At 46.8% G+C, this 20,749-nt stretch carries 24 protein-coding genes and 1 pseudogene; 10 read left to right on the forward strand and 15 right to left on the reverse strand.

The window, feature by feature from the left end; genetic code table 11:
* Positions 1–207: 207 nt before the first annotated feature.
* Positions 208–2,277, forward strand: coding sequence for an aminotransferase class I/II-fold pyridoxal phosphate-dependent enzyme (locus UWK_RS02610; protein ID WP_052326952.1), 2,070 nt, complete (start codon positions 208–210; stop codon positions 2,275–2,277).
* Positions 2,278–2,374: 97 nt separating this feature from the next.
* Here the strand turns inward: UWK_RS02610 and UWK_RS19795 are convergent, their stop codons facing one another.
* The 9 genes and pseudogenes from UWK_RS19795 to UWK_RS02650 form a co-directional block, all read right to left on the reverse strand.
* The gene (locus UWK_RS19795; protein WP_228130032.1) at positions 2,375–2,662 is read right to left on the reverse strand and encodes a TOBE domain-containing protein; all 288 of its coding nucleotides are present in this window, start codon (positions 2,660–2,662) and stop codon (positions 2,375–2,377) included.
* Entirely contained in the window at positions 2,619–3,428 is an 810-nt protein-coding gene (gene modC / locus UWK_RS02615; protein WP_228130033.1) for a molybdenum ABC transporter ATP-binding protein, read from the reverse strand. The genes UWK_RS19795 and modC overlap by 44 nt, the downstream gene beginning before the upstream one ends.
* Before the next feature lie 3 nt (positions 3,429–3,431).
* Entirely contained in the window at positions 3,432–4,109 is a 678-nt protein-coding gene (modB, locus tag UWK_RS02620) for a molybdate ABC transporter permease subunit (RefSeq protein WP_015402797.1), read from the reverse strand.
* A gap of 39 nt (positions 4,110–4,148) precedes the next feature.
* Entirely contained in the window at positions 4,149–4,916 is a 768-nt protein-coding gene (gene modA / locus UWK_RS02625) for a molybdate ABC transporter substrate-binding protein (RefSeq protein WP_015402798.1), read from the reverse strand.
* A gap of 366 nt (positions 4,917–5,282) precedes the next feature.
* Positions 5,283–5,657, reverse strand: coding sequence for a winged helix-turn-helix domain-containing protein (locus UWK_RS02630; protein WP_015402799.1), 375 nt, complete (start codon positions 5,655–5,657; stop codon positions 5,283–5,285).
* Between the two features lie 141 nt (positions 5,658–5,798).
* Entirely contained in the window at positions 5,799–6,224 is a 426-nt protein-coding gene (locus UWK_RS02635; protein WP_015402800.1) for an arsenate reductase ArsC, read from the reverse strand.
* Positions 6,221–6,400: a protein-tyrosine-phosphatase gene (locus UWK_RS02640; protein ID WP_015402801.1), complete on the reverse strand. Its 180-nt coding sequence runs from the start codon at positions 6,398–6,400 to the stop codon at positions 6,221–6,223. Before UWK_RS02640 ends, UWK_RS02635 begins: the two co-directional genes overlap by 4 nt.
* A gap of 27 nt (positions 6,401–6,427) precedes the next feature.
* Positions 6,428–7,515: pseudogene (gene arsB / locus UWK_RS20110) on the reverse strand (ACR3 family arsenite efflux transporter).
* A 14-nt stretch (positions 7,516–7,529) separates the two neighbouring features.
* Positions 7,530–7,889 (reverse strand): ArsR/SmtB family transcription factor, encoded by a 360-nt coding sequence (locus UWK_RS02650; protein ID WP_015402804.1) that lies wholly within the window; start codon positions 7,887–7,889, stop codon positions 7,530–7,532.
* A gap of 437 nt (positions 7,890–8,326) precedes the next feature.
* On the opposite strand from UWK_RS02650, the gene UWK_RS02660 reads away from it, so the two are divergent.
* The gene (locus tag UWK_RS02660) at positions 8,327–9,532 is read left to right on the forward strand and encodes an EAL and HDOD domain-containing protein (RefSeq protein WP_015402805.1); all 1,206 of its coding nucleotides are present in this window, start codon (positions 8,327–8,329) and stop codon (positions 9,530–9,532) included.
* Between the two features lie 79 nt (positions 9,533–9,611).
* Here the strand turns inward: UWK_RS02660 and UWK_RS02665 are convergent, their stop codons facing one another.
* From UWK_RS02665 to UWK_RS02675, 3 genes are all read right to left on the reverse strand, one after another.
* Positions 9,612–9,962 carry a DMT family protein gene (locus UWK_RS02665; protein WP_015402806.1) on the reverse strand — a complete coding sequence of 117 codons (351 nt, stop codon included), beginning with the start codon at positions 9,960–9,962 and terminating at the stop codon, positions 9,612–9,614.
* A gap of 262 nt (positions 9,963–10,224) precedes the next feature.
* The gene (locus UWK_RS02670; protein WP_015402807.1) at positions 10,225–10,524 is read right to left on the reverse strand and encodes a hypothetical protein; all 300 of its coding nucleotides are present in this window, start codon (positions 10,522–10,524) and stop codon (positions 10,225–10,227) included.
* 41 nt (positions 10,525–10,565) lie between these two features.
* Positions 10,566–10,760 (reverse strand): hypothetical protein, encoded by a 195-nt coding sequence (locus tag UWK_RS02675; protein ID WP_015402808.1) that lies wholly within the window; start codon positions 10,758–10,760, stop codon positions 10,566–10,568.
* A gap of 606 nt (positions 10,761–11,366) precedes the next feature.
* Here UWK_RS02675 and modA (UWK_RS02680) point away from each other — a divergent pair.
* The 4 genes from modA (UWK_RS02680) (at position 11,367) to UWK_RS02695 (ending at position 17,649) form a co-directional block, all read left to right on the forward strand.
* Positions 11,367–12,173 (forward strand): molybdate ABC transporter substrate-binding protein, encoded by an 807-nt coding sequence (gene modA, locus UWK_RS02680; RefSeq protein ID WP_015402809.1) that lies wholly within the window; start codon positions 11,367–11,369, stop codon positions 12,171–12,173.
* 9 nt (positions 12,174–12,182) lie between these two features.
* Entirely contained in the window at positions 12,183–16,133 is a 3,951-nt protein-coding gene (locus UWK_RS02685) for a response regulator (protein WP_015402810.1), read from the forward strand.
* A 63-nt stretch (positions 16,134–16,196) separates the two neighbouring features.
* Positions 16,197–17,174, forward strand: a complete 978-nt coding sequence (locus UWK_RS02690; RefSeq protein WP_015402811.1) for a GGDEF domain-containing response regulator — start codon at positions 16,197–16,199, stop codon at positions 17,172–17,174.
* 184 nt (positions 17,175–17,358) lie between these two features.
* On the forward strand, positions 17,359–17,649 hold the full coding sequence (locus UWK_RS02695; protein WP_052326953.1) for an MORN repeat-containing protein: 291 nt from the start codon (positions 17,359–17,361) through the stop codon (positions 17,647–17,649).
* A 30-nt stretch (positions 17,650–17,679) separates the two neighbouring features.
* Here UWK_RS02695 and UWK_RS02700 read toward each other — a convergent pair whose 3' ends face one another.
* Positions 17,680–18,216 carry a hypothetical protein gene (locus UWK_RS02700; RefSeq protein WP_015402812.1) on the reverse strand — a complete coding sequence of 179 codons (537 nt, stop codon included), beginning with the start codon at positions 18,214–18,216 and terminating at the stop codon, positions 17,680–17,682.
* Between the two features lie 240 nt (positions 18,217–18,456).
* Here UWK_RS02700 and UWK_RS02705 point away from each other — a divergent pair, with 240 nt between their 5' ends.
* The 4 genes from UWK_RS02705 to UWK_RS19940 all read left to right on the forward strand — a co-directional run bounded on the left by UWK_RS02705 (position 18,457) and on the right by UWK_RS19940 (position 20,041).
* Entirely contained in the window at positions 18,457–18,981 is a 525-nt protein-coding gene (locus UWK_RS02705; protein ID WP_015402813.1) for a hypothetical protein, read from the forward strand.
* Positions 18,981–19,559 (forward strand): hypothetical protein, encoded by a 579-nt coding sequence (locus UWK_RS02710; RefSeq protein ID WP_015402814.1) that lies wholly within the window; start codon positions 18,981–18,983, stop codon positions 19,557–19,559. Before UWK_RS02705 ends, UWK_RS02710 begins: the two co-directional genes overlap by 1 nt.
* 138 nt (positions 19,560–19,697) lie before the next feature.
* Complete coding sequence (locus tag UWK_RS02715) at positions 19,698–19,922, forward strand: hypothetical protein (protein WP_015402815.1); 225 nt, start codon at positions 19,698–19,700, stop codon at positions 19,920–19,922.
* Complete coding sequence (locus UWK_RS19940) at positions 19,919–20,041, forward strand: hypothetical protein (RefSeq protein ID WP_265588640.1); 123 nt, start codon at positions 19,919–19,921, stop codon at positions 20,039–20,041. Before UWK_RS02715 ends, UWK_RS19940 begins: the two co-directional genes overlap by 4 nt.
* A 39-nt stretch (positions 20,042–20,080) precedes the next feature.
* On the opposite strand, the gene UWK_RS02720 is transcribed toward UWK_RS19940, so the two are convergent.
* Both UWK_RS02720 and UWK_RS02725 read right to left on the reverse strand, forming a co-directional pair.
* Positions 20,081–20,380, reverse strand: a complete 300-nt coding sequence (locus tag UWK_RS02720; protein WP_015402816.1) for a hypothetical protein — start codon at positions 20,378–20,380, stop codon at positions 20,081–20,083.
* Positions 20,381–20,422: 42 nt separating this feature from the next.
* Complete coding sequence (locus UWK_RS02725; RefSeq protein WP_015402817.1) at positions 20,423–20,617, reverse strand: hypothetical protein; 195 nt, start codon at positions 20,615–20,617, stop codon at positions 20,423–20,425.
* Positions 20,618–20,749: the final 132 nt, after the last annotated feature.

Genomic DNA, 20,749 nt, shown 5'->3' on the forward strand with positions numbered 1-20,749 from the left:
CTCCCAACTACTGCTGTCTTCTGTCTGTAACAACTGGAACAACAAGAGCAACGCTTGCCCCTTAGTGTATTTTTTCACTGATTCCACCTCCCCATTGTTGCCTCAACTCCGTTGACGCCTTAATCATTTTTCTTTGCATCATTATAACTGGAGTGGTAAACAAGAACAGATACAGAATTCAAAAAATATTACCATAACAGATTCAATATGGGCGGTAACGGTATGGAATATCACTATGTAAAATTAGCAAACACTCTCGAACAACAGATTCTGGCCGGAGAATATCTCGCTGGAGAGAAGCTTCCTTCACTACGAAAACTGCAGGCTGCGACAGGGCGCTCGATTTCCACGATTTATCAAGCCTACGAAGAATTGGAACACCGGGGGCTGGTTGAAGTACGGGAGAAATCCGGTTTTTTTGCCAGACCTCTGCTAAATGATATCCTGCCCCTTCCCAAGCAAAGCACCTCACCGGTAAAATCACATAAGGTTGCGATAAATGTACTGGCCTCCATGATGCAACGTTCCCTTACAAATCCTGCACTTATTCCATTTGGAGAGGCTGTGTTAGGCAAGACTCTTTTACCGGGGAAACAGATGGCCGCAGCGGTACGTTTGGCTGCCGGCGGATACCACGACGGAAGTTGTAGTGGCTATGGTGCCCCAACAGGCTACAAAAAGCTGCAGCGGGAAATTGCCAAACGGTACCTGGATTTTCCACACAGAGACTATGGCAGTGAGATCATTATTACCCAGGGCTGTATGAATGGGATCGAACTCTGTTTGCGTAGCGTGGCACGTCCCGGAGATACTATTCTTCTGGAGTCACCCACGTTTCTCTGTTATCTCCAGTTGATTGAAGATTTGAACATGCGGGCCCTGGAGCTACCGGCAGACCCGGCAACTGGCCTGAGTCTGGAAAAACTACGGGCAACCCTGGATGAACATGATATCCGGGCGGCTCTCCTTAACCCCAATTTTCAAAATCCCCTCGGTTTTGAGATGGAGGCTGCCAACAAAGAAGCACTGGTGGCCTTATTTGCGAGCCGTGGTATTCCGATTATCGAAGATGGGATTTATGAAAATCTCTACTTTGGAGAACAGAAGCCGCTGCCTTTAAAGCACTTTGATACCCAGGGAATGGTCCTCTATTGTAACTCTTTCTCCAAAGACCTGATGCCCGATCTCCGTATGGGCTGGCTGCTGGCAGGAAAATACCGGGAAAAGGTAAAACGACTGAAATTTAACAATAGTCTGGCAAACTCCCAGTTACTACAAAACGCGCTGGCAACCTTTCTCAAGGGTGGCAGCTATGACAGACATTTGCGTAAACTGAGAAACAACCTTCGCAAACAGGCTGCCGATATGAGCCAATCCATCGGCCGCAATTTCCCGCCTGAATGCAGAATTTCCTCACCCAAGGGGGGGCTGACCCTCTGGGTTGAGCTCCCCGAGAGCGTGGACAGTCTGAAGCTCTTTCGACTCGCTGAAAAAGAGAATATCTCCCTGATGCCCGGCACTCTCTGCTCTGGTACCGGACAATACGATCATTGCATCCGTCTCTGTTATGGACATCCCTGGAATGAACGAATGGAACATGGGCTGAAGACCCTTGGCAACCTGGTAAAATCTTTAGTCAAGACGGAAAAGCACAACAGAAACGAGTCCAATGCGCAGGAGATAGTCGTGGGTCTCAATTCCGATCCGGAGATCAACAGGATTGAGGATATTATACGTATTTTTGGCAGGAGGAACAGCAATCTATCCCTCAGGTTCCATCAGTCCATTTCCGGCAATATCCTCAAACTGGTTGCCAGTGGAGAGTTGCATGGTGGTTTTGTTTTTGGTCAATGTGACGATGAAAGATTTGCGTCGCATTATTTAACCACCTACTATTTGCGCATAGTAGGCCCGACCCAGATGGCGGAAACGATAAGAAATGGGGATTATCGTGATCTGGCAAGACTGCCATGGATAGGGAATCCTGTAGAATGCCCCTATTGTCAACTGATGGAGAATATCTTTCACGACCATGGCTTCCATCCTCAACGGATCATGACTGCCAGTGATGAACCCTCAATCTTGAGCATGATCAAAGCGGGCGTAGGCCTTAATTTTATGCTGGAGAACCAGGCCAGAGCGCTTGCCGAAGAGGAGAGCCTTGTGGTGTGGGAACGGGAGCGTTTCGCCTTTCCCCTCTCTTTCGTCACCCTGGCCAGTGCGCGGGATGACAAACGGGTTATCGAAATCAACAAGGTCATTGAACAGATCTGGTAAAACTTGTGTCAAATCCTGTAATTACGCAAAGTGATATGATCGCCAATGTCATCTTCCAGAACCAGGGCTCTGCAGGAAGATCCCCCTCCTCACTGACTCAGTACAGTCGGCGAAAGGCCGATGCCTTGATCACAGCCACCACTTCGGCGCCCTTACGGAGATCAAGCTCACGGATCGCCTCCGGCACAACCTGGGAGACAAGACTTCTCCCGTTGCAGGCCAGCTCTACCCCGATCCGGTTGCCTTCGCCAAAGACATCGGTCACCCGACAGGCAAGGAGATTACGGGCGGAGGTGGCCACAGGATGCTGTTTGAAGAGGGTAATGTCCTTGGCTCCAAGCTCAAAAACGTTCTCCCCCTCCCCTCCCGGTTCGGTGAGAATCAATTCGGTCCCCCCATCGGTAGGCCCAGAGGTCATCATGCGGCTGCGGAGGCGGCAGGTGAAAAAGGTTGGCATAGCCGCGGTTGCCGGCGACCAGTCCCCGCCGTGCCAGATCTTCCGCCGCCAGACGCTCCTGGAGCCGCCCCTGGCCAAAAACCAGGACTTCATCTGTCATCAGCCGGATCTCCTGCATTGAATGACTGATAAAGAGCAGAGGAATCTCGAACTGGTCAAGGACCGTCCGCAGATAGGGAATAATCTGAAACTTCAACTCCTGGTCCAGGCCGGTCAGGGGTTCATCCATCAGAATAAGACGAGGGCAGGCCAGGACAGTGCGGCCAAGGGCCACCCGCTGCCGCTCTCCACCGGAAAGACTGTTCACCCCCCGCTCCAGGAGATGATCGAGGCCCAATACCTTGATGATCGCCTCCGGCGTACCACGACGCTGATCCGGCGGAGTCCGTTTCCAGCCGTAAAAGAGATTGCGACGGACATTCATGTGGGGAAAGAGGCGGGCGTGCTGAAAGACCACCCCGATCCGGCGCTCCTGCGGGGGAAGGCTGATCTTTTTTTCACAGTCATAGAGGATCTGACCGTCCAGCACAATACGGCCCCGGTCAGGTTTGAGCAGTCCGGCCAGAATATGCATAAAGGTTGACTTACCACTGCCGGAGGGCCCAAATATCCCACATTTTTTCTCGGCCAGGGAAAAGGCCACCTGCAGGGAAAAATTACCGACCCTTTTTGTTATATCCACTTCAAAGAGCATCAGCTACCTCCTGCGGAAGGAACGTGCCGAGGCTTCGCTGACCAGGAGGACCAGGAAGGAAAGGCCGATGGAGACCAGACAGAGCGACAGGGCCATGGAATCTCCCCCAGGGGTGTTGGTATACTCGTAGATGGCCAACGGAATGGTCTGGGTAACTCCGGGAATATTGCCGGCCAGAATGATGGTGGCCCCAAACTCTCCAAGGCTTCTGGCAAACATCAGGGTCATGCCCGCCAGAACGGCCCGGCCGGAGAGGGGCAGGATGACCGAATAAAGGCTGTCCCACCACCTGGCCCCCAGGGTTCGGGCCGCCTGGAGGTACTGCTCATCAATCCCTTCCATGCCGATCCTGATGGAACGGACCAGAAGTGGAAAGCCGACCACGGCCGAGGCGATCACCGCCCCTTTCAGGGTAAAAATGATCCGGAGATCGAAAAACCGGAGCACCGGCCCAAGAGAGCCGGACTGGCCGAAGAGAAGGAGGAGAAGATACCCGACCACCACCGGAGGGAGTACCAGCGGCAAATTCACCACCCCCTCCAGAGCCGCCCGGCCCGGGATCCTGGTAAAGACCAGAAGATAGGCCGCAGCAAAACCGAGAGGAAGCGAGAGCAGGGTCGCGGCAGTGGCCACCTTGAGAGATAGGATAATGGCCTGGATATCCTGGGGAGTAAGAGACATAATATTTACGTTCTCAATCTATTCAGATTGCCGATTCAATCAGTGGGAGGAAGCAACTGTGAAGCCGTATTTCTCCAGAATAGTAACGGCCGCCGGCGTACCCAGATAGGCGAGAAAGGCCTGGGCATCCGGATTCTTCATTCCGGCAAGTGTCAGCCCCAATGGATAGGCAATGGGGTCATGGAGCTCTGCGGGTACGGTCAAAAGGATAACAGCCCGGCGGGCGAGCAGGGCATCGGTCTTATAAATAAAGGCCCCGTCCACCTCGGCGCGATCCGCGTAGAGCAGGGCCTGGCGGACATCCTTGGCCATAACCAGTTTATGTTCTTTTTCCAGTTGCTCGTAGATCCCTGCCACCTGCATGGCCTGGGCCGCATACTGTCCGGCAGGCACACTCTTCGGACTCCCTATGGCTATACGGGAAAGAGTGGCGACTCCCCCCAAATCGTGAACCAGAGTATCCTCGGCTCCGACAAAAACCAGAGAATTCCTGGCAAAAATCCGAACCGTTTCCGGAACAACCTGTTTTTCTTTGAGAAGGTAATCCATCCATTTTTTATTGGCCGAGACATAAAGGTCGGCAGGAGCCCCTTGGACGATCTGTTTGGCCAGAGAGCCGGATGAAGCGAAATTAGGAAGAATGGCAATCCCTGGATGTTCCTTGATAAATTCTCCGTTCAGTTCCTTGAAGGCATCAGTCATACTGGCCGCCACCGAAAGCCGGATCTCCCCCCCGGCCAGGGCCTGGACAGCTGTGGCGCAAAGCGCCAGAAAAACGAATACGAGTAGTCTTGCTTGCCTTTTCATCACGATTTCTCCTTATTGCTCTTATTTATCCTGTAGACCAACGGACAGAGTTTGGGCCTTTACCGGGGTCACGTCTCCCTGTACAACTAGCCGCCTTACTTGTTCTTTTGCACAAAATATGCCATTCTCTCTTTTCACCCACTGCCCCAGTGGCTACCGGACGTGGCCGGGAAAAGACACCTCCTTCTTGCTGGATCTGACCGACAGCATCCGTCCCGACACTACCTTTTTGTCACATCTGTAACAAAAAGGTGGAACATGCTCCATTCTCCAGATTCCAATCCTCTATCACATTTCGATATATTAAACAAAATATAACGATGGAGAAAAAAAAGGCTCCCAGGAAATGACTGTCTGAAAACACTCTCACCAGGGGAGCTCCATTGTCTCTTCGGCCAGAAAATTCGCCAGCCGCTCCTGCAGGGCGGCGAACCGAGTCAAAGCCTCTTCACCGGCTGTAGTGACCCGGGCCCCACCACCGCCCTTCCCTCCCTTACTGGTTTCCACCAAAGGGAAAGGGGCCTGACGATTCATGGAACTAATCAGATCCCAGGCGTGCTTGTATGACATTTTCATGGACCGGGCTGCCGCGGAAATAGAACCATATTCCCGGACTCGCTGCAGAAGCACTACTCGACCGACGCCGAGAAAAGTCTCTCCGTTATTTTCAATCCAGATCCTGCCATTACAGGAATACCCTGCAACAACCTCTTTCTTCTTATGGGCTCGATGCTTCTTCATGAGTCGCTATATAAAACAAAATACATCGAATAGCAAGAACAATTCGCTGATCCCTTCTAATGACCGGGCCAACATACATTGCCATCATCCATCAGTGGGTATGGTGGCCGAAACTTCTCAGAGCTGAGGCTACATGAGGGATCAGGGGACAATAGCCGGAAGCGTGACAATAAATTCACGAATTTCATCTCGGACCCGGCTGTAATGCTTGAGGGCCTCATCTTCGCTTGCGGCATTTTCAGCTAATTTCGGAGGGTCGTCAAAGCCGTGATGGATTACTCTCACAGGGCCGGGAAAAAAAGGACAGTTTTCATCAGCGTGACCGCAGACGGTGATTACCAGATCAAACGCATTTTCGGGCAGCTCGCTGACCAGCTTTGAACGGTGACCGGAAATATCCACCCCGGCTTCGGCCATTGACTTAACCGCCAGTGGGTTGAGACCATGGGTCTCGATACCGGCAGAAAAAGCCTCGATGGTGTTGCCAAGGAGCCTGCGGGCCCAACCTTCCGCCATCTGACTGCGACAGGAATTGCCTGTGCAGAGGAAAAGGACCTTTTTTTTCACTGTTCTGTATCCTCAATAAAAATTTTCAATCCCTTCCTCTTTACATCCTGAATAAATTCCATAACCTTGCTTTTAATCTGGTTTCGGATTTCTCTTACCTTTTCGAGATACGCTTCCACCATCTGGCTTCTGCCGGTATTATGCTCACAAATAAAAAGAACGTTAAATGCATCCATTGTCTTATCTCCAGAATAAAAAGTTAATCATTCGTCTCTGCTGACATGGCAGACACCGGTCAGAGTTTCCCTGGCATGGGGAAAGTATTTTTTCTTGAACCAGAAGGCAACGTTGACCAGGGCGATCAGTACCGGAACCTCCACCAGAGGTCCGATAACCGCTGCAAAGGCCTGGCCGGAATCGATACCGAATACGGCGATGGCCACGGCGATGGCGAGCTCGAAGTTGTTGGAGGCAGCCGTAAAAGAAAGGGTGGTGGCCTGCTCGTATGTGGCTCCCACCTTCATGGACATGAAAAAGGAAACCAGAAACATGACCAGGAAATAGATGGCCAACGGGATCGCAATTCGAACAACGTCAAAGGGCAGCTGAACAATATATTCACCCTTCAACGAAAACATGACGACGATGGTGAAAAGGAGAAACATCAGGGTAAGGGGGCTGATCATGGGGATCAGTTTTTCCTGATACCACTCCTCACCCTTCAGGCGCAGACCGATGAAACGGGTCAACATCCCGGCGATAAAGGGGATACCAAGGTAAATAAAGACTGACTGGGCGATCTGCCCCATGGAAATATCGACCTCCAGCCCTGCAATGCCGAAAATTTTGGGAAGAAAGGTAATGAAGAACCAGGCATAAACCGAAAAAAAAGCACCTGAAAAATGGAGTTGAAGGCGACCAGGCCCGCGCAGTATTCCCGATCTCCCTCGGCCAGATCATTCCAGACAATGACCATGGCGATACAGCGGGCCAGGCCGATCAGGATGAGGCCAACCATATACTCGTGCTGCCCGGAGAGAAAGCTTATCGCCAGGCCGAACATCAGGACAGGCCCGATAATCCAGTTCTGGATAAGTGAAAGCGTCAGTATCCTGCCGTTTCTGAATACCTCATGCAGCTGCTCATAGCGCACCTTGGCCAAGGGCGGGTACATCATGAGAATGAGGCCCACGGCGATGGGTATATTGGTAGTCCCCACCTGAAAGGCGTTGATAAAATCCTTAATGCCGGGCAGAAAATACCCGCTCCCGACGCCAATCAGCATGGCAAGAAAAATCCAGAGGGTGAGAAATCGATCAAGAAAAGAAAGTCTTCTGCCTTCAGCACTCATGGGGAGTCCTCCGATCAACCTGGTTCCGTGACGCAGGTGTCTGCTTTTTTTGTTTTCAGAAACGCTCCCAGGCGATGACGGTCTTCGCGGGCTTGCTCCAAGTGGAGGCAATATTTCTGGAGGAAGTCAAAGAGAGCTTCACGAATCCCGTTATCAGCACTGATGCGATAGTACATCCACACACCGCGGCGCTTCCCTTCAACCAGGTCGGTGTTGCGTAGTATCGCCAGGTGCCTTGACACCGTTGATTGCGGCATATCCAGAGCAGCCTCAAGATCGCATACGCACAGTTCACCGTTTTTTAACAGGAGAAACAGGATCCTCAGTCTGGTCTCATCGCCGACCGTCTTAAAAATTTGTACTGTTTTTTTCATAAATACAATATATCCGGATATGCGGATATATTGCAAACACTTTTTTTGTCGGCGGTGCATGAATTCTAATCTTTTGACTGATAGATTTTTTCTGGTGACCACCGAGCTCTGTCTTGTCACGCCAGTAATCGGGATATGAGAAGCAATCAGGCAACCCACTGAGAACAGGACCTTTCCATTATCTGCTTCCCAGGCGAACCGCTTTTATATGTTGCTGTTTTCCGGGGAGTATTATAGGGTATTTTCATGTAAATCCGGCCGGAATATTGGGAATCATGACCTGTGACGTCCTCTGCGGTGAATATTGTGGAGTAAAAGGGGTGAGAACGGCCCCTCGCAGGCTCCGCGTCAGGCCGTTTTGAGAGAAAAACAGGTTTCTGGAGACCCGTTTTCCCGCTGATCCTTTGCCTGACGGCAAGCAAAATCCGGTCATTTATATGGATCAATTCATCGCCAGACAGCCCATTCTCAATATCCATAAAAAGCTGCATGCCTATGAGCTACTCTACAGGGGGGCAAAGCATTACAGCCTGGACAAGGTAAGCAGTGACCGGGCTACCACCAGTGTTCTTTCAAGCGTTTTTTTGACAAGAGATATCCAGGAAATTTCTGCCTATCGCCCCTGTTTCGTCAATTTTTCTCAGAATTTGATAGAGACCATGCTTCCCACTTCCTTTCCACAATCGCAAATTGTGGTCGAAGTCCTCGAAGATGTCCAGCCCACTCCGAAAGTTCTCGCAGCCTGTAATCGTCTGCGCAGGAGCGGATATACCATAGCGCTCGATGATTTTATCTATGACCGGAAACTTGAACCTCTTATCGAATTGGCAGATATCATCAAGATTGACATCCGGATGACCCCCCTTGATACCATTATTCGGACCCTGAACCTGCTTTCCAGGCATAAGGTGAAGCTCCTTGCCGAAAAAGTTGAAACACTTCAGGAGTTTGAAAAGGCAAGCAAGATGGGGTTCGTATATTTTCAGGGGTATTTTTTCTGTGAGCCGGAGCAGGTACATATCAAAGAACTTCCTGCCAATAAAGCCAGCCTCGTCGCCCTGCTGGCTGAGGTAATTGGAAAAAAAACAACCCTTGAGAAGCTCTACAAAATAATCAGCACTGATCTTGCCGTCACCTACAAGCTTTTGAAGTTTCTCAACTCAGCCTATTTTTATCGTCTGGAAAAGGTGAAAACCGTCAAGCATGCTATCGCCTATCTGGGAGCGAAGGAACTGACGCGTTTTATCATGCTGATCATCATTTCAGAGCTGGCTGTGGAGAAGCCGGGAGAGCTGGTGCGTCTGGTTCTTGTTCGAGCCAAGTTCTGTGAATTACTGGGAAAGTCCTGTTCTTATGCCTGTGACTCCTCGGAACTGTTCGTCCTGGGGTTGTTTTCTCTTTTGGATACCATGCTTGAAACGTCCATGAAAAAGGTTTTGGAAAATCTCCCGGTCAGCAGCATGATCAAGGATGCACTGTTATTGAAAACCGGCCTCTATGCCGATTTCCTCCGGGTGCCCATCGCATTTGAAAAAAACGATGATACCGTTTCCACCGCATTGCTTGCAAAGTTGGGAGTTAACATGGAAAAGGCATCTGAATCGTACCTTGTGGCCATGCGCTATGCCAACGGACTGGTATAATCGGCCATGCCAGTCCCCTCACTCGCCTTTTTCACCGTGGAATCTTTTTCGAATTTCTGATTATTTTCGATATATCTGTTCAGGAAAATCTCCCTCTGAACATGAAATATACGGCACCCACCATGCAGAATCCCGCCCACAGATAATCCAGCTTCAACGGTTCCTTGAGATACAAAACAGAAAAAGGGACAAAGACAGAAAGTGTTATCACCTCCTGGATGATTTTCAGTTGGCCAATGTTAAGGACGGTGTAACCGATGCGATTGGCCGGGACCTGAAAGAGATATTCAAGCAGGGCAATTGACCAGCTTGCCAGGGCCGCAATGATCCAGGGTTTTCCGTTTAACTCTTTGAGGTGGGCGTACCAGGCAAAGGTCATAAACAGGTTGCTACACAGCAGAAGACAAACAGAAAGGATGATCGGGTGCATAAGCTATGATTTCAGGTGTATTGGGTTGCAGTTGAGAACGGAAGGGAGGCAATGTTCTCAAGTATATGTTTGCCACAGCTTTACGGGCGGCAGAGAAAATTTACAAGTAAAAAAGAAGGGGCTGGTAATGATGATGCTTCAATGAACGAAATCAGATCAACCCCGGCCCCCGTCATTGCAAAAAAAACCTCCAGCTTATCTGAGTAGATACGCTGGAGGTTCGCCGTACGGGACTGTATCCCTATGAGTTGTTAACTTCTGTTTACTTTGAAACTTTGACTGTTGCGGGTGCCTTATTTACATATTTAAAAAATACCGGGAAGGCAACAAAGAAAGCCACACAGAGCAGATACTCAATACCTTTGATATGGGTGTAGTAATCAACCAGAGTATGCAGAGGTTTCACCATTCCGATTGCCACCATATACTGTCCGGCAAGTTCGCTCACCGACCAGCCAACCGATGAAAGGGCACTGGTAAGGGCTGCACCAACCCAGAGACACATGATGGAACCGGCTGCGAGAAGTATTCTTGATCCTGTTTTTGATCTATTCTCTTTCATGATATTATCCTTATTTCTCTATTTTAACTTGTGTGTGTTTTTCAGCCGATAACTGCAGTAAGGTATCCCTTGACAACGTTCAAAGGTCCCACGCTTATCATAGCGCTTGCGAGACAGGCAAATCCCCAGATGCCGACAAGGGCTGCCATGGTCATTCCAGCACCGAGTGCAAATGTAGAAGTTTCGTATCCGGCTTTAACCTGAGTAGTTGTGGTAGCTTGTGTGTTTGTATTCATGGTACCCTCCATATAGAATTGATTTGACTTACTTTTTCTTTTCTTTACCCTCTATATAGCAGCTATCATGCCAGTTTCTGTCCTCTCTGTTTCATCTTTGCAATAAAGACGATAATACATTGATTCAACATGACATTTACTGGGATAATCACCAAAACTCCCCTGCGACACTTATGCGCCCTGGCAGTGTGGCAAAACTCGGAACTGTAGTTTTAGGATGAGATTGTGTGGTTTGTGTCCTACGAATGTGTTGCAGGTCTTGCGGATAGGTGTCGCATTACGAAACAGGCAAGGAAACTGAGGAGATATTTAAACTGGGGGAAACTTCATTCTCTGTCAGGAAGTGGCACGATGGTGACAACTCATCCTGGGGCACCAGAATCTGTGGTGAACAGACATCTTAATTTCGGCCATGCGGATTGATTTTGTTCAGTGTTTACGATAAGCTTTTTTAAACAGAGTTTCCCTACGGAAAATCGGATCGGTGAAAAAAAGTACGGGTTGTATACGATGAAAAAAGTTGGGTTTTAAACTTTTCTTCACGCTAACCACGCTATGTCCTGACCATCTAAGCTTTTAGGAAGAAAAACCTTGAGGAGTATATAAATGAAACGACTGTGTATTACCAGAAAACTATTTTTACTTGCTTTCATCGTCTTTTTTTCGCCTCCTCCAGTCTCTGCAACAAATGCTGAACTCACCCTGGCCATTGCTGATTCCACCTGCAGCACCATTAAGCAAGTAGGAAAAATTTTCAGCCGGCAAACCAACATTAAACTCAATTATATCTGCCAGTCTTCAGGATTACTTGTTAAAGGAATTATAGAAGAGGCCATACTCCCTGATTACTTCCTCTCCGCCAACAAAAAATGGATGAACATCGTGGTAGAGGCTGGCTATGTTGATTCTGCCGCAGTAACAACAAACTGGGGGAATCAACTGGTGGTGACTTCTTTTCCATCCAAAACGGGTGATTTACAATTGCAAGGCTTAGCTGACCTGCTCACTCCGTCGGTAGAAAAGGTGCTTATAGGAGACCCGGAAATCGCCCCTTACGGAGCGTACGCCAAACAGGCGCTGGTCAATGCCGATATGTGGGAAAAAATCCAGCCTAAGCTCAAAATTAGTCCCAAAATAAGCCTATCCATTAGATCACTGAAAAAATTAAGCCTGACAACACCCTGCATCGTCGCCTTCTTGTATAAAACAAATATCAGCGACAAAATGCAGATACATTTTGCTGTTCCCCAAAACCTTTATCCTCGGATAAATTATTTTTCGGCACCACTCATAAGGTCTGTACAAAAAACAGAAATGGCACTTTTTCTTGATTTCATCAGAGGAGATAAGGCCTCCTCTATTTTCGAATCCGCAGGTTTTGTTGTTAACTTGCCTGCTCAGAGTCATCACTAAAAGGTCACCATGTCAGAAAAGAGTAAAAACAAAGAGGATCATTTTGCCTTCACCTTACGCAGGGGTTTAGGGAAAAATATTTTTGTCAGTTTCATGGTCCTTGCCCTTATGCCACTTCTTGTGGCCAGCGTCCTGAGTTACCACAACGCCCACACCAGTCTACTCACCAAGGAAGTGAGGAATCTACAGACGGCCTTGTCGCTCCGAGGTCTTTATTTTGAGGCATATTTTCAGGAGCGCCTGGACGACCTGGCACTCCAGGCTGATCTCAGTGACAACATATTTCTCCTTCAGGATTTAAAAGAAAGCTATAACAAAAGTGGCCTCTCTCTCTCTCAGTTTGTTAAATCCTATAACCATACCAGAATTGTTACCGAACACTCTCAGGACCTTCAAGATTTCCAGGAGCGGGCTGGGTACTCGAATATTTACATGATAGACATTGCAGGTGATATCCTCTTTAGCATCACCGCAGAAGAAGATTTGGGCACTAACATTTTTCATGGCCCCTATCATGAGACAGAACTTGCCAAACTCTGCCGTCTCGCCATCGAAACAGGCCATTCTCTCGCCTCCGACCTAACGATCTATGGACCTTCCGGTACTGAGAAAACGCTGTTTACGGCTCAACTGATGGTGAATGATTATGGTGAAGAAATCGGCGTTCTGGTACTGCAAATCGAGTTAAAAAAAATAGACACGCTCATGGCAGATGTCAGTGGGCTTGGCAAAACCGGTCAGATTTTTGTAGTTGGCAACGATAGCACCCTGCGCAGCACCCTTCGCAGCGACAGGACAAAGCAGGTCCTGTCAACTGATGTAAACAACCCGCTGGTTACGAAATGGCTTCAGAGAGAGGTAATTCGCCACGGGGTTGGCCATGAGGAAGCGAGAAAACACCTTCTCCTTGGTGATTTCGAGGGTTCTATCTATAAGGGACAGAGCGGCAACAATGTTCTAGGCATTTCCGCAGATATGGATTCTCTAGGCCAATATGATATGCACTGGCTGATGATTGCTGAAGTAGACGAGGCTGAAGTTTTAGAGGCCGCCAGCAATTTGCAGCACATGCTCATTCTCGTTGTCTCTTTCACCACCCTTTTTATTGTATTCCTGGCCGCTTTTCTCGCCCGGCGAATGATCATGCCGCTAGTGAGTCTTAGCGCCTGGGCAAAACAGGTCTCTACAGGTGATCTCTCTATCCATGAGATGCACCCTCCGTCCAATGAAATTGGCACTCTTTACCAAGCACTTTCCGACATGGTTGGTGAACTGCGAGAAATGATCGATGTTAAAGACCGCGAGGACTGGTTCAAAACCGGGGAAACCGGCCTTGATAAAGAGATGAGAGGAGAAGGAAACATTGCCACGCTTGGCGATAAAATTCTTAATTATCTCTGCCGCTATCTTGAGTTACCCGTCGGCGTGTTTTTTGCCTACGAAAATGAGACTTTAAAATTCACGGCAGGCTATGCTTACAAAAAACAGACAGAAGACGACGACATTGTCTTTGCCTTGGGTGAGGGCCTGATCGGTCAGGCGGCCCGTGACAAGAGAAAAATTTATCTCCGCGAAGGGGCGGCTGAGGAAGCCCACCTGAAAACCACATCGGGCCTTGGTATTGTGAATCTCCGATCTTTATTGATCATCCCTCTGGTGCGCGATGACAACATTCTTGGGGTACTTGAATTTGGCTCCAATCGGATTCTTACAGAAGAGGAAATAAACTTCCTCGAACATGTTTCCGAATCAACAGCAATCGCATTCCAGAGCTCTAATTCCAGGCAACAACTGCAGGTACTCCTCAAACAAACCCAGGAGCAGACTGAGCAGCTTCAGACACAACAGCAAATCCTTGAGGAAAGGAATAAAAAAATTGAGCTGAGCAGCAAGTACAAATCGGAATTTCTGGCTAACATGAGTCATGAACTGCGAACTCCGCTCAACTCCATCCTTCTTCTTTCCAGCCTCATGGCTGACAACAAGCACAACGCCCTTTCAAAAGATGATGTTGAGTCTGTTAAAATTATCAACAAGGCAGGTAACGATCTTCTCAATCTGATTAATGAAGTTCTTGATCTGGCTAAAGTCGAATCAGGCCACATGACGATCGAGATTGACGATGTACAAATTGTTGAGCTCGCCCAGCACATGAAACATCTTTTCTATCCGGTTTGTGAAGACAAGGCGATTGATTTCAAGGTGACCTTAGATGAGAATATGCCAGACACCTTCAGAACCGATCAATCAAGGCTGGAGCAGATACTGAAAAACTTTTTGTCAAACAGCTGTAAATTCACAAAAAATGGCAAAGTATCACTGCATATCGGGAGAGTGGCCACACTTCATCCCGATTTAGCCAGCTCTACACCTGAAGAATTTATGTCACCAGAGAATCTGGCATTTACCGTCACTGATAGTGGGATTGGTATTGCCAAAGAAAAGCAGGATCTTATTTTTGAATCCTTTCAGCAGGCAGATGGCAGTACCTGTCGTCAGTATGGTGGCACTGGCCTGGGCTTGTCGATAAGCCTTGAAATGGCCAAGCTTCTGGGAGGATGTATTGTCATGACCAGCGAACCTGGTCAGGGATCTCAATTTTCCCTCATTGTCCCTACAGAGCAGAACAATGAGGACAATGATTCCCATGGACGAATAACAGCAATACCAAGCAATCAAAGAACTACTTTACCTGTAACAGAGAAGGTGGTTACCCAAAAAAGTGCTGACAATGTTGCCGATGACAGAAAAAATATCCTGAACGATGATCTGGTTTTGTTAATTATTGATGATGATCCTGATTTTGCAACGATTGTCCGTGACGTAGCCAGGAAACAGCAATTTAAGGTTTTGGTGGCTGAAAGCGGTGAGATTGGCCTGCAGCTCATCGAGTTATACAATATAACTGCTATTACTCTGGATATCGGTCTCCCGGGTATGAGCGGCTGGACCGTTCTCAGTCGGCTTAAAGAAGACAGCTCCACACGCCATATTCCTGTTCACGTTATTTCTGCTTCAGATCACGATAATGAGGCCTTAAAAATGGGAGCCTTGAATTTTGTTACTAAACCGATAGATGCTGAAGTACTTATTGACGCATTAGTTCAGTTGCGTGACATGGCCTCTGCCCGAGGGAAAAAGGTTCTTCTGGTTGAAGATGACAACACCCTGTCACAGGTGTTGAAAAATTTCATCATGGCTGATGATATTGAATTCCTTCGGGCATCGACCGGAGCACAAGCTCTTACCATTTTACGAGAAAGTACACCTGATTGCGTCATTCTGGATCTCGGTTTACCGGATATGGGTGGTGAAGAGTTGTTGCGGATAATTAACGACGTGGAGGAACTGCAGAAAATCCCGATAATTGTCTATACAGGGCAAGACCTGACATCACAGCAGAAGGCCTTGCTCGACCAATACAGTCGGACAACAATCTTGAAAGGTCCGTTGTCCCATGAACGCTTGTTGGCAGAGATAACCCTTTTTATGCATCGGGCTGAAAAAGACCTACCTCCTCAGCAGCAGGAGATAGTGCAGCGCTTTTATAATAAAGAACATGTTTTTAAAGGTAGAAAAATTCTCCTGGTTGACGACGATATGCGCAATGTTTTTTCTCTGCGCAAAATACTTTCGGACAAGGACTTAGATGTTGTTGTCGGTAAGAATGGCATGGAAGCCTTGGAGCAGTTAAAAAAGAATGATGATATTGATTTGGTACTCATGGATATCATGATGCCTGTTATGGACGGTTTCGAGGCCATGGCCAAAATACGCAAAGAGAAAAAGTTCAAAAATTTACCAATTATTGCCATTACGGCCAAAGCCATGAAGGGAGATCGCAAAAAATGTATTGATGGCGGCGCCAATGACTATCTGGCAAAACCCATTGATACGGAAAGATTATTTGCCATGCTGAGGGTCTGGCTCCACGACCGGGAAAGCAATACAAACATATAAAATAGACGAACCAGGCAGAGCAGACCCACTGCATCTGTACTGATTTATTACTGAGACTGCTAAATGAATACACCTGAAATTCTTGTTGTAGATGATAGAGCGGAAAATCTTCTGGCCATGAAGCGGCTTTTCGAGGATTTTGATGCCGAAATATATGCCGTCTCATCAGGAAATGATGCTTTATCACTCGTTCTTGATCATGACTTTGCCCTCATTTTATTGGATGTCCAGATGCCAGACATGGATGGCTTCGAAACAGCGGAAATGATCCGTTTATCCGACGACAAAGCACATATCCCTATCATTTTTGTGACGGCTATCAGCAAAGAACAACAACATGTGTTCAAGGGATATGAAAGTGGGGCAGTTGATTATATTTTCAAGCCTGTGGACGGGAAAATTCTCCTCAGCAAAGCTGCCTTTTTCCTTACTCTTTACAGGCAAAAACAGGAATTACAACAGCTGATAGAAGAATTAAACCAGTCTAAAGAACTCATCAAAAAACAAAATGAAGCATTAAGCCATCTGGCATTGCATGACGACCTTACCGGTTTATACAATCGCAGGCATTTTAACACCATGCTGAAACAGGAATTTTACCGTAGTGAGCGTTATGGTAGCGACCTCGCCATTCTGATGCTCGACCTTGACCATTTCAAGAAGGTCAATGACACTAAAGGGCATGATTTCGGTGATTTTGTCCTTAAAGAGTTTGCACGAAGAATGAAAGAAACAAGTCGGCCCACAGACCTGGTTTTTCGTTTCGGGGGCGAGGAATTTATCATTCTCCTGCCTCAGACCGACCTGGCAGGAGGCATACAGGTTGGAGAAAAAATTCGCAAAAGCTGTGAAAAAGAAATGTATAGCAAGGGGCCACTAGAACTTTCGGTGACCACAAGTATTGGGGCAGCAGCAATCCATAGCAATAAGCCGCAAAAAACTGGTGACTTGATTCAAATGGTCGATATGGCATTATATCAGGCAAAAGATGGTGGTCGGAACAGGGTTGTCGGTTATAGAGGGGCAAAAACAAGTATATAGATGGAAACAGGATTATTCAGTGCGAATCAACGGTTGTGAAGAAAATTCTTACAGTACCACACGTAAGATTAGTCATTTATTAAAAGCAAAGGACACTCGACAGTGATGTACAATACAAAATATCTACTATTGACAACCTGTTTTTTTCTCCTTTTTGTGCCATTATCCACATTCGGAAAATGTATTGAGGGGGACATTTGTCACGCCCCAAGGAAGTAAATACGTTGGAGACTGGGAAAACGGCAAGAAAAACGGAGATGGCACCCTGACATCTCCAGATGGCTATCGGTATGTCGGCACCTTCAGCAATGACCGACCAGATGGGTTGGGGATATTGACTTTTGCTGATGGTAGAAAGTATCAGGGTGAGTTCAGGGATGACAAGCCACACGGCCAAGGCATTTTAACCCTGCAGAACGGAGCCAGGCAAGAAGGTACATTCAGAGACGGTATATACGTAAATGGCCAGAACTGAAGAACAACCAATCAGAAAGCTTACCACAAGTTAGTCAATCTGCAATTCTGAATCTTTGCAACCGCCACCACAGCGACACAAAAGAGGAGGTGGTTTGTGATTGCTGGAAAAGCCAAGAATACGTTCCAAAACTCGAACCATCACCATAAAGTTGGACTCTGACAGACTACAGTCCGCATGAAGATGATAGAGTCGAGTTTCCTGGATTATGATAAAATCCCAACCATAGGTAAGCCCTATGTCTGGGTCTGCCTTATTGGAGACCTGTACAAAAGAATCGATAGTTGCTTTCTTGCTCCTATAGGTGCTTATGTCGAGAATCATCTTCAGATGCACACCACCCTTGCCTGTATCCCCCTGACTCTCGAAAAAAATACGACGGTTTGCGCCCTCTTTTTGCTCAATACTGAAACTCCACGGTAATTCTGATATCAACTCACCACATGAGGATTCAGTGCCGGGAATAACACAGGAAGCATTGGCAAATACAGAAAAGAGTAAAAAGAAGACTGACAAAAACAACAGCTTAAAGAAACGTTTTGAGAGGGGAAATCTCGCGGAGGTCACATTGTCACCTGAATACAGGTTGCTGGTTTTTATGAAAGCTGATAGAAATTGAGTACCTTAGAAATTCATTTCCTGTTGTTTCTAAATGAATTCCAACAGTGTACTTGTTCTACTAATCTCTTGGGAATATCAGTAACACAATTTTACCGAATAGTACCCAAAAATAGAAAATGCATATGATACAAAACGGTCACAGACACCCTTTAAGTAGAAGAACACTTGAATTTCAAAGAGAAGAAAATGATTAAAATTCTGATGTTCGCAATATCTCTTTTACTACTGAGCACTACTCTTTCCATGGCAGACAATGAATTCTTTCTAAAAATAGATATGACCTACAGCGAAACCAGCAAAGATTCAAACTCCCAAAGATACCTGATAGAGATGAAAGACAAAAATCTTAACTACGAATACAGCTACAGCGGGTTTCCGTTCCCTGAAAATAGCAATGAATCAGTAGCTCGCACATTGAGCTCAGAAGAGTTGGATGGGATCATTACATATATAAAAAATAAAAAAATTAATACCTCCATAGTAGAGAACAAACCTCAAACTGCCAATGGCTCAACAAACAGGATACACCTTTCTTTATTGTTAACATTAGATGGGCAAACCGTTGAATCTGAAATTTCCGGTATTCTCAACATATCCAGAGCAGATGGAAAGACAAGTAGTGTAACTCTAGAAAACAAATCATATATTAAGAATGTTCATTTTTTAGTACAACGCCTAAAAGCCAGTAGCTCTGAAAAAATTAGAAATTAATGATGCACTCAATTACAAAAATATCAGCAATCTCTTTTATAATAGTTTGTCTGATATTTTTTGTTAGCGGCTGTCAAAAGGGCAATGTTGACAGGCCAGAGAACGTTCAACCCTTTGTCCCCCTTCGTGTCGAATTTAGCGGACTCACGAAAGACATATCAGTTGAAAGAGAGCTTGAAAAACTATTGTTCTGCCGAAACTGCCTGTTTCTTCGCGCAGCAACCACTCCTTCTCTCTACACGTTAAAAATCGAATATAATCGCATCATTGATCTTAAAAGTTTAGGATTTTTTCTTTTGAGTGCTGCTCTGGCCCCCATAAAAGCTGACTTTCATTACAGCCTTCGGGTACAGGTGGTCAAAGATGATCTTGTCCTCAAAGAGTACCTATATGCAACACAAAATCAGGAATATACTGATTCTGCCTTTGAGAGCATGTTCAACCCCTTTCATGATGCAAACGGCAGGTCTGAAGAGATATTTACTACATTAGCGAAGAGCTTTCTCCATGACATCCTGGCTGATAAACCTTTACCGCAGATTAGTCCTCAAGATGAGAAGCACTCTTTGAAATACTGAAAACTAATGGAATACTGAATGCTTCCCTTAAGTGTTTTTTTTTGATATTACATTCCAACCTCAGGGCCTCGGATCCTTGCGACTTACTACATGCCTTGTCCGGGATTTCTACATAAAACTGGAGTTATAGGGTTGAGCATGGCACCACTCTACAAAAGTATCGGAAGGTGGTTCCTGGCCGGGTGCAGAATCTTTGTTGGAGTACTGGTTGCCAAAACCGGTATAGGACTGCTGCAGGGACTGCCTTTCCGTGGCTACAACAGGCAGGATGACTTATTTATCGGCGGCTTTGTCCTTTTACTCGGAGCCTATATTATTTTCTCCACCTTCTTTTCCCTCTTTTTTCCTGACAAGAAGATATGATGCAGCATTCTGCGGACAGCTATACCAGCTCATCATCGTCAAATGAAATCGAATGGGATAACACCTGTCAATGGGATCGCAATACAAAAAACCTCCAGGCTAACGATGAGATACCCTGAAGGTTCATATGGGGATATTCCCCTATTAATTTTTTCTTTCTATTTTGAAGCTATAGCCTCGGCAGGAGCCTTGTTTACGTATTTAAAAAATACCGGGAAGGCGACAAAGAAGGCCACACAGAGCAGATACTCAATACCTTTGATATGGGTGTAGTAGTCAACCAGGGTATGCAGAGGTTTTACCATTCCGATCGCCACCATATACTGTCCGGCAAGCTCACTTACTGACCAGCCAACCGATGAAAGAGCACTTGTAAGGGCTGCACCAACCCAGAGACACATGATTGAACCGGCTGCGAGAAGTATTCTTGATCCTGTTTTTGATGTATTTTGTTTCATGGTCGTATCCTTATCTCTATATTTTAAATTTTTGTTAACTTATCAGCCGATAACTGCGGTCAAATACCCTTTAACAACGTTCGTGGGTCCCATGCTCATCATTGCGCTTGCGAGACAGGCAAATCCCCAGATTCCAACAAGAGCTGCCATGGTCATGCCAGCACCAAGTACAAATGTAGAAGTTTCGTATCCAGTGTTAGCCCGAGTAGTAGTTGTGATTTGAGTGTTTGTAGTCATGGTGTCCTCCATATAGGTTTGATATAGCTGAATTTTTCTTTTCTTTGCCCTCTATGTAGCACCAATCATGCCAGTTTGACTCCTCCTCGCTCCGCACCAACAACAATAGCGCTATCGCAATGATATTGCGTG

The organism is Desulfocapsa sulfexigens DSM 10523, assembly GCF_000341395.1.
GTDB classification, from domain to species: domain Bacteria; phylum Desulfobacterota; class Desulfobulbia; order Desulfobulbales; family Desulfocapsaceae; genus Desulfocapsa; species Desulfocapsa sulfexigens.

Coding starts and splice junctions, on each gene's coding strand:
- UWK_RS02610 (WP_052326952.1), top strand. CDS start 208: ATGGGCGGTAACGGTATGGAATATCACTATGTAAAATTAGCAAACACT.
- modC (WP_228130033.1), bottom strand. CDS start 3,428: ATGCTCTTTGAAGTGGATATAACAAAAAGGGTCGGTAATTTTTCCCTG.
- modB (WP_015402797.1), bottom strand. CDS start 4,109: ATGTCTCTTACTCCCCAGGATATCCAGGCCATTATCCTATCTCTCAAG.
- modA (WP_015402798.1), bottom strand. CDS start 4,916: ATGAAAAGGCAAGCAAGACTACTCGTATTCGTTTTTCTGGCGCTTTGC.
- UWK_RS02630 (WP_015402799.1), bottom strand. CDS start 5,657: ATGAAGAAGCATCGAGCCCATAAGAAGAAAGAGGTTGTTGCAGGGTAT.
- UWK_RS02640 (WP_015402801.1), bottom strand. CDS start 6,400: ATGGATGCATTTAACGTTCTTTTTATTTGTGAGCATAATACCGGCAGA.
- UWK_RS02650 (WP_015402804.1), bottom strand. CDS start 7,889: ATGAAAAAAACAGTACAAATTTTTAAGACGGTCGGCGATGAGACCAGA.
- UWK_RS02660 (WP_015402805.1), top strand. CDS start 8,327: ATGGATCAATTCATCGCCAGACAGCCCATTCTCAATATCCATAAAAAG.
- UWK_RS02665 (WP_015402806.1), bottom strand. CDS start 9,962: ATGCACCCGATCATCCTTTCTGTTTGTCTTCTGCTGTGTAGCAACCTG.
- UWK_RS02670 (WP_015402807.1), bottom strand. CDS start 10,524: ATGAAAGAGAATAGATCAAAAACAGGATCAAGAATACTTCTCGCAGCC.
- UWK_RS02675 (WP_015402808.1), bottom strand. CDS start 10,760: ATGAATACAAACACACAAGCTACCACAACTACTCAGGTTAAAGCCGGA.
- modA (WP_015402809.1), top strand. CDS start 11,367: ATGAAACGACTGTGTATTACCAGAAAACTATTTTTACTTGCTTTCATC.
- UWK_RS02685 (WP_015402810.1), top strand. CDS start 12,183: ATGTCAGAAAAGAGTAAAAACAAAGAGGATCATTTTGCCTTCACCTTA.
- UWK_RS02690 (WP_015402811.1), top strand. CDS start 16,197: ATGAATACACCTGAAATTCTTGTTGTAGATGATAGAGCGGAAAATCTT.
- UWK_RS02705 (WP_015402813.1), top strand. CDS start 18,457: ATGATTAAAATTCTGATGTTCGCAATATCTCTTTTACTACTGAGCACT.
- UWK_RS02710 (WP_015402814.1), top strand. CDS start 18,981: ATGATGCACTCAATTACAAAAATATCAGCAATCTCTTTTATAATAGTT.
- UWK_RS02715 (WP_015402815.1), top strand. CDS start 19,698: ATGGCACCACTCTACAAAAGTATCGGAAGGTGGTTCCTGGCCGGGTGC.
- UWK_RS19940 (WP_265588640.1), top strand. CDS start 19,919: ATGATGCAGCATTCTGCGGACAGCTATACCAGCTCATCATCGTCAAAT.
- UWK_RS02720 (WP_015402816.1), bottom strand. CDS start 20,380: ATGAAACAAAATACATCAAAAACAGGATCAAGAATACTTCTCGCAGCC.
- UWK_RS02725 (WP_015402817.1), bottom strand. CDS start 20,617: ATGACTACAAACACTCAAATCACAACTACTACTCGGGCTAACACTGGA.